Consider the following 2,712-nt stretch of genomic DNA (forward strand, 5'->3'; position numbering starts at 1 on the left):
AGGATGCTTTCGTTGAAAAATCGGGTTGACGGCAGCCCTTTTTCTTGTTCCACTAGTGGGAGTTTAGTTGAACTAAAAATGTTAAAATAATGAAAAAACATTTTATATAAAAGGGGTGGTAATGTAAATGAAAAAGATAATAGTTGTTTGGGTAGTTCTACTTGGGGTAGTGCTTTCTGGATGTGGAAAAACGAACGGTGAATCAACCAAAACTTCCCCGCAAAGTTCGGGAAAAAATACAAAAACAACAGAAACGACATCACATAATTCCGAACAAAAAACAAAACCTGCAGTAAAGACATCATCATCTAAAAGTTCAACATCTTCTGAAGTACCACAGGCGAGTGTTAAAGTCAGTGGTGTTTGGCTGGCAACGGGAAAACAGGATGGTGTAAGTAGCATTTGGTACTTTAACAATGGGCAATTAACAGTCAATTACGTGTACCATTTTTCTTATGTAATCGCTAAAAATAAAGATCCTCATGGGTATACTGTTGTAACGATAAAAAATAACGAAGGCAAGCAGCAACATGCTTTGTTATTGAAAAGAAATGGCAGTAATTTTGAAGGTATAACTGTTGAAGGTGTGGCTTACAACAAATACTTAGCAGATGGTACAGTGCCAAAAGGACAGCAGCTTATCGAATTTACATTCCAAAAGAATGCATGGGGAAGTATGGATCAAGCAATCGATTTTTATGAGAACACATATAAGAATACGAATAATGTGATAGCTAAAGATATTATATGGGAAAATTATCGAAGGAATTTATGGAGTATAGTTAAGGAAGGAACTTCAGGCAATACGATAACATTACACTGGTCGAATATCAGCGGGGCTGGGGGAAGCTTTAATCAATTTGTTAAAAATAATGATGGAACCACAGTAATCACCTTCTTCGATGGAAATGTTGGGTATCCAAATCATCCTACCGAGAGATATACGGTTCGAAATTTAGATTATAAAGTCATTAGGACAGAAGATTTGTTTTAGCAATAGTTAGGGCATATTAATCTTTACTTCAATTAAAAACCGTCTCACGACGGTCTTTTTTATGTCTTTTTTGGTTTTCCGGCAATGATTGATGCAGCGGTCAATTTGCTTTTTGAACTAAACCAGCTAATAGTTTGTCAATATTTTTCAATAAAAACTTAAAATATCTCATGCTATACTAAAAATGTGCATACCAAATAACCTTCCGTTAGTCTGTTTTTGGAAAGTTTTGTGTTATCTAGTTTATTTTTGGTTCTAAGCTATATCTTGGAAAGTTGTTCTGTTCTTTAAAAGGGCAAATATCCAATGTAAGAGCTTATTTACACATGCTATTACAGCTACTTTAAAGGGCTTTCCTTCTCCACGTTTCTTGTCGTAAAATTCTCGCATTTTCTTGTTGCGAGGGATGATTTCATCCGTTGTTTTCTTTTTACGGCAATCACGGATCGCACAACGAACAGCCATATATAAGGCGTGACGAAGCCTACTTGACCCTCTTTTTGTGATTCGATTCTTTGTGGCTGTAAATTTACCAGATTCGAATACACTAGGATCAACTCCAGCGAAAGCTACCAGCTTTTTAGGATCAGTAAATCGATCTATCTCTCCAATTTCTGAAATGATCGTTGCAGCGATTTTTTCTCCGATACCAGGGATAGATTTGATAATATTATATTCTTCAATTTCTTTAGCAAGGGCATCTATCTCCGACTCCAACTTTGATAGGTGCTCTTTGTATTGAAGAATCATTTTAATATACATACCAAGGCTTAAAATATGACTCTGGTAGACTGTCTTTTCAAAAGGGTTACGAGCTGCTGCAGCCTTAAGTTTAACCGCACTTTCTTTTGCCCACCTGATTGATCGACTTTTACATAATTCATGTATCTTGTCTGTAATTGTTTCCTCACTTGCTTTAATAATATCCTCAGAAGAGGGGAACTCTGAAAGCGTTAAGAGTGATACCACAGAATATAAATCGCCAAAAACCCCTTTATATTCGGGAAACACTTGTTCAAGTATAGCCTGAAATTGAAGCTTCGTTTGAATTGTGACTCCAGTAATATTTTCATGTTGTCTTGTAAGATTACGAAGGTTTAATAATTGGACACCACGCTTTTTATAAGGCTCTAACTCCTCTTTATAGAACAACTCACAAAGAAGATAGGCATCTATGGCATCTGTCTTTACTTTTCTTAAACTTGAACCTCTTGCCTTGTATGAAATCAACGGATTGATAATAATCAATAAATATCCTCGTTCTTCCAAGTAATGAACAACAGGAGTTTGATAATGCCCTGTAGCTTCTAGAATTATTGAAGGCTTCTTACCAGACTCTTTTTTCACATCCTCCAGAAACGTTACAAGATAACTAAAACCCTCAACAGTATGAGATACTTTAAAACTCTTACGGTATGGTTTGCCTTTATCTAAAAATGCTTGAACTTGACTTTCCCCTTTTGAAATATCCAGACCAACGACTGGACTCATTCTAAATCCTCCTCCTAAACTAGTAATTTGCCAGTACCCCTAATTCCTCCATGCAGTGTCACAGCTTCGCTTGTTATACGAGATCTAAGTCCCAACCAGCCTCAATCATGTTTCTACAAGTAGGGGGCGAACCGTTTAGCTGACGGGGTCGAAAGCCCCACGGGCAGTTACGTTCTACCCTGGCTACTGATATAATAAGACCAAATAAAAAATGGTCAACCAGAAAT

At 36.7% G+C, this 2,712-nt stretch carries 2 protein-coding genes; one reads left to right on the forward strand and one right to left on the reverse strand.

Going from position 1 to position 2,712, the window contains the following annotated elements:
• Positions 1–127: 127 nt before the first annotated feature.
• Positions 128–994 (forward strand): hypothetical protein, encoded by an 867-nt coding sequence (locus JN080_RS28635; RefSeq protein ID WP_256239331.1) that lies wholly within the window; start codon positions 128–130, stop codon positions 992–994.
• A gap of 255 nt (positions 995–1,249) precedes the next feature.
• On the opposite strand, the gene JN080_RS28640 is transcribed toward JN080_RS28635, so the two are convergent.
• Positions 1,250–2,485 (reverse strand): IS110 family RNA-guided transposase, encoded by a 1,236-nt coding sequence (locus tag JN080_RS28640; RefSeq protein ID WP_256239332.1) that lies wholly within the window; start codon positions 2,483–2,485, stop codon positions 1,250–1,252.
• Between the last annotated feature and the right edge of the window lie 227 nt (positions 2,486–2,712).

Origin of the sequence: Bacillus sp. EB600, from assembly GCF_024494385.1 — a bacterium.
In the GTDB taxonomy this organism is placed as follows: domain Bacteria; phylum Bacillota; class Bacilli; order Bacillales; family Cytobacillaceae; genus JAEVLT01.

Excerpts from the sequence above, each read along its gene's own strand:
- JN080_RS28635 (WP_256239331.1), top strand. The coding sequence starts at position 128 with ATGAAAAAGATAATAGTTGTTTGGGTAGTTCTACTTGGGGTAGTGCTT.
- JN080_RS28640 (WP_256239332.1), bottom strand. The coding sequence starts at position 2,485 with ATGAGTCCAGTCGTTGGTCTGGATATTTCAAAAGGGGAAAGTCAAGTT.